The organism is Streptomyces sp. NPDC006283, assembly GCF_040613325.1.
GTDB lineage: Bacteria > Actinomycetota > Actinomycetes > Streptomycetales > Streptomycetaceae > Streptomyces.
On record NZ_JBEXRZ010000344.1, the window covers coordinates 1 to 4,541 of the forward strand.

Here is a 4,541-nt window from a genome sequence, read left to right on the forward strand (position 1 = left end):
GTTCCCCTACCCGCCCCTTCCCGATACCGGGGCAAGCCCCGGGCCCCGTACCGCGCTTCGCGCGGTGTCCTCAAACGCCGGACGGGCTGACAAAGTCAGCCTCGCCGGCGATTGAGGCGCGGGGGTCCGGGGGCGGAGCCCCCGGTTCGGGAAGGGGCGGGGTGGGGAAACGCCCCGCGCAGCGGGCACCCCCGCCGCCCCCCTCAGTCGCCCTCGTACGCCGCGCGAACCGCCTCCCCCGCCGCCCCCAGCGCCGCCTCCCGCGACAGCCCGAGCCGCCGCACCTGCGCCGCGTACACCGCCGCAGCCGCCGCGGCCTGCCGCTCCGCCGCGTCCCCCGCCGCCGCCACGAACGTGCCGTTGCGGCCCCGGGTCTCGATCACCCCGTCGCTCTCCAGCGCCCGGTACGCCTTGGCCACGGTGTTCGCCGCCAGGCCCAGTTCTTCCGCGAGGCCGCGGACGGTCGGCAGCCGGTGGCCCACCGGAAGCGCACCCGAGCGCGCCTGCTCGGAGACCTGCGCCCGTAGTTGCTCGTACGGCGCGTCCGGCGCGTCGGGATCGATGGTGATGTTCAAGGTCACGGCGCGATTCTCCCCCATCGCCCCGTTATTGGGAGGCGACACCGCCCGCCCGCGCGTAACCTGCCGCTCCATGACTGTGATCGTCCGTGATTTCCGTCCCGGGGACGCCGAAGCCGTGACCCGGGTACGGCGTGCCTCGATGCCCTTCGAGGTGACGACGCCGACGTCCGTCCTGTTCGGCGTCGAGACCGCCAACCCGGCGAAGAAGTACCGTCTGTTGGTCGCCGAGAAGGACGGGGAGCTCATCGGCACCGCCCATGCCGGCATCGCCTACGACGCGGCCGAGCCGGGGCAGTCGTACGTGACCCCGCACGTCCACCCCGAGCACCGCGGGCAGGGTGCGGGCGGACTCCTGCTGCGCGTCGCCGAGGAGCATCTCGCGGCGGAGGGCGCGACGCAGGTGTACGCGTGGGTGCTGGACGGTCCGGAGAACCTCGCGTTCGCGAAGAAGCGGGGCTACGCACCCACCCGCCCCGCGCACTTCCAGTGCCTCGACCTGGCGAACGGGGTCCTCCCGGAGCTGCCCGCTCCACCGGCAGGCGTGGAGCTGCGTACCGCCGCGGACTTCGAGGCGGACCCGCGCCCGCTTTTCGAGGCGGACGCGGAGGCGACCTCCGACGAACCGGGCGACATCAGCATGCAGTTCGAGGACTACGACGACTGGGTCGCCCATACGTGGAACGATCCGCTGCTCGACCGGCAGTTGACGACGGTCGTGCTGGCCGGCGGCGAGGTCGCGGCCTTCACCGCGGCGCTGACGGACGGATCCACCCGCTATCTGTCGGGCATGACGGGCACCATGCGGGCTCACCGCGGCAGGGGCTACGCCAAGCTCGCCAAGACCGACTCCCTGCGGCGTGCCCGCCTCGCGGGCTACACCCACGCGTTCACGAGCAACGACGCCGACAACGGCCCGATGCTCGCGATCAACAGGTGGTTCGGGTACGAGATCTGCGCGACGGAGGTCCGCCATGTCCGCGCCCTCGGTTGAGGTACGGCTCGTCAAGGCGGGTGCGACGAAGATCCGCTATCCGGCGGAGCTGCTCGGCAACGACGGCACGCATCTCGCGGTCCGGGCGCCCTGGGCGGCGCCCGGTGTACGCGACTTCGGCTTCGTGCGCTTCGAGCCTGGCGATGTGTTCACCGAGCACTACTGGCGGGACCGGTGGTACTCGGTGAAGGAGGTCCGCACGGGTGACGGCACGCTCAAGGGCTGGTACTGCGACATCACCCGGCCCGCCGTGCTGGCGGAGGAGGCCGGTGAGCTGAGCGTCGAGGATCTGGACCTCGATCTGTGGGTCTCGGCGGACGGGCGGGAGATCCTCCGGCTGGACGAGGACGAGTTCGAGGAGAGCGGCCTGGCCGCCCGTGACCCGGAGGCGGCGGAGCAGGCCGTCAGGGCCCTCGACGAGCTGGAACGGCTGGCCCGGGCAGGCCGTTTCACCCAGCTGTTCGGCGTGTGAACGGTGAGGGGCGGGCCGCCGCAGCGACCCGCCCCTCACATCCCGCGCGGTGCCGTCGGGCCGACGATCCGCCCCTCACATCCCGCGTTGTCCCGTCAGGCAGACGACCGGCCCCGCAGGATCAGCTTCTTCAGCCACGGCCAGGCCACCAGCAGCACGACCACGGCGTAGACGGTGACCGAGAAGGGCGTGTTGACCAGTCCGGCCGCGCTGCCGTCGCTGATCTGGAGCGCGCGCCGCAGCTGCTGCTCGGCCGCCGGGCCGAGGATCACACCGATGACGGCGGGCAGGACGGGGAGCCCGTAGCGCCGCATGCCGAAGCCGATGAGGCCGATGAGCAGCAGGATCACCAGGTCGATGGCCTCGCCGCCCACCGCGTACGCGCCGACCGCCGCGAAGAACAGGATTCCTGCGTAGAGGTACGGCCGCGGGATGCGCAGCAGCTTGGCCCAGAGCGGGGCGAGCGGCAGGTTGAGCGCGAGCAGCAGCACCATGCCGACGAACAGCGAGGCGATCAGGCCCCACACCAGGTCGGGTTCGCGCTCGAAGAGCAGCGGTCCGGGCTGGATGCCGTACTGCTGGAAGGCGGCCAGCATGACCGCCGCGACGGCGGTCGTGGGCAGTCCGAGCGTGAGCATCGAGACGAGGGTGCCCGCCGCGGAGGCGGACGCCGCGGACTCGGGTCCGGCCACGCCCTCGATGGCGCCCCTGCCGAACTCGTCCTTGTGCTTGGAGAGCCGCTTCTCCGTGACATACGACAGGAAGGTGGGTATCTCCGCGCCGCCCGCGGGGATCGCGCCGAATGGGAAGCCGATGACGGGCCCGCGCAGCCACGGCTTCCAGGTGCGCTTCACATCGGACGTGGCCAGCCAGGGCCGGCCGACCGGGATGGCGTCGCCGGTGGTGCGACGCAGGTGCGCGGCGACCCACAGGGCCTCGCCGATGGCGAAGAGGCCGACCGCGACGATGACGACGTCGATACCGTCGGCGAGCTGCAGGGAGCCGAAGGTGAGGCGCTGCTGGCCCGTCATCTGGTCGAGGCCGACGAGCCCGAGGGTGAGGCCGATCAGCAGTGAGGCGAGACCGCGGATGCGGGAGGAGCCGAGTACGGAGGTGACGGCGATGAAGGCCAGCACCATGATCGCGAAGTAGTCGGGTGCGCCGATGTCGACGGCCAGTTCGGCGACGGTCGGGGCGAGGGCGACCAGCAGGATGGTGCCGATCATGCCGCCGGCGAAGTGGCCGCCGGCCGCTGCGGCGAGCGCCTGTGCGCCGCGCCCGGCCTTGGCCATCGGGTTGCCTTCGATCGCGGCGACGACGGCCGCGCTCTCACCGGGCGTGTTGAGCAGGATGGAGGTGGTGGAGCCGCCGAACATGGCGCCGTAGTAGATCCCGGCGAACATGATGAACGCGCCGGTCGGCTCGAGGCCGTACGTCACCGGCAGCAGCAGGGCGACCGCCATGGCGGGGCCGATGCCGGGCAGGACGCCGATGGCCGTGCCGAGCAGGACACCGATCGCCGCCCAGAGCAGGTTGATCGGGGTGAGCGCCGTGCCGAAGCCGTCGAGCAGGGAGTTCAGTGAATCCATCAGAGCACTCCCATCAGCGGCCCGCCGGGCAGCGGGACGCCGAGCAGGTTGTTGAAGACGAAGTAGGTGACGAGGGAGAGGACTGCCGCGATCAGCGGATCGCGGTCGGTGCGCCGGCTGCCGAGCGCGTACGCGGAGCCCCAGAAGAGCAGCGCGCCGGAGACCGGGAAGCCGAGGGGGCCGATGAGGACGGCGTTCGCGAGGAAGACGCCGGCGAGGAGCAGGACGGTCCGCCAGTCGCTGGGTTCCGACAGGTCGATGTCCTCGCCGCCCTCCGCCTCTCCGCGGCCGCCGCGCAGCACGTCGACGGCGAGGAGGACAGCGACGGCGAGCAGTCCGGCGCCGACGACGACCGGGACGGTCGTGGGGCCCACGGGCCCGCGCTGGGCGATGTCGACGTCCATGGTGAGCGCGTCGGTGAGGACGAGGACACCGATGACGAGGAGCAGCAGGCTGACGCCCAGCTCGGAGTGTTCCCGCAGCCAGGAGCGCCGGCCTTGGGTCTCGGTCGTGCTCACAGTCCCAGCTCCTTCAGCACCTGGTCGACGCTTCTGTCCTGCTCGTCGAGGAAGTCGCCGAATTCGTCGCCGGTGAGGAAGGCGTCGTCCCAGCCGTTCTTCTTCATGGAGTCCTGCCACTGCTTCGAGTCGTGCAGCTTCGTGACGAGGCCGATGAGCTTGTCGCGTTCGCTGTCGGAGAGGCCGGGCGGGGCGACGATGCCGCGCCAGTTGGTGAATTCGGTGTCGAGTCCGGCCTCGCGCAGGGTGGGCGCGTCCAGTCCGGGGACGCGTTCCGGACCGGTCACGGCCAGCAGCCGCAGCTCGCCCGACGTGATCTGGTCGAGGTACTCGCCGACGCCGGAGACGCCGAAGGCGACCTTGTTGCCCAGGATGGAGGCGAGCAGTTCG

6 protein-coding genes are annotated in these 4,541 nt (G+C 71.6%); 2 read left to right on the forward strand and 4 right to left on the reverse strand.

Annotated features, from left to right (window positions below; genetic code table 11):
• Positions 1–203 precede the first annotated feature (203 nt).
• Positions 204–581, reverse strand: a complete 378-nt coding sequence (locus tag ABZ070_RS35485; protein WP_356640112.1) for a GntR family transcriptional regulator — start codon at positions 579–581, stop codon at positions 204–206.
• 70 nt (positions 582–651) lie between these two features.
• Here ABZ070_RS35485 and ABZ070_RS35490 point away from each other — a divergent pair, with 70 nt between their 5' ends.
• Together ABZ070_RS35490 and ABZ070_RS35495 are read left to right on the forward strand one after the other, a co-directional pair.
• Positions 652–1,572 carry a GNAT family N-acetyltransferase gene (locus tag ABZ070_RS35490; protein ID WP_356640114.1) on the forward strand — a complete coding sequence of 307 codons (921 nt, stop codon included), beginning with the start codon at positions 652–654 and terminating at the stop codon, positions 1,570–1,572.
• The gene (locus tag ABZ070_RS35495; protein ID WP_356640116.1) at positions 1,553–2,044 is read left to right on the forward strand and encodes a DUF402 domain-containing protein; all 492 of its coding nucleotides are present in this window, start codon (positions 1,553–1,555) and stop codon (positions 2,042–2,044) included. The genes ABZ070_RS35490 and ABZ070_RS35495 overlap by 20 nt, the downstream gene beginning before the upstream one ends.
• Positions 2,045–2,139: 95 nt before the next feature.
• On the opposite strand, the gene ABZ070_RS35500 is transcribed toward ABZ070_RS35495, so the two are convergent.
• The 3 genes from ABZ070_RS35500 to ABZ070_RS35510 form a co-directional block, all read right to left on the reverse strand.
• A complete protein-coding gene (locus ABZ070_RS35500; protein ID WP_356640118.1) occupies positions 2,140–3,633 on the reverse strand; it encodes a tripartite tricarboxylate transporter permease in 1,494 nt (497 codons plus the stop codon).
• Positions 3,633–4,151 carry a tripartite tricarboxylate transporter TctB family protein gene (locus tag ABZ070_RS35505; RefSeq protein WP_356640120.1) on the reverse strand — a complete coding sequence of 173 codons (519 nt, stop codon included), beginning with the start codon at positions 4,149–4,151 and terminating at the stop codon, positions 3,633–3,635. Before ABZ070_RS35505 ends, ABZ070_RS35500 begins: the two co-directional genes overlap by 1 nt.
• Positions 4,148–4,541 (reverse strand): tripartite tricarboxylate transporter substrate-binding protein (locus ABZ070_RS35510; RefSeq protein WP_356640122.1); only part of this gene is annotated, 394 nt, incomplete at its 5' end. The genes ABZ070_RS35505 and ABZ070_RS35510, both read right to left, overlap by 4 nt.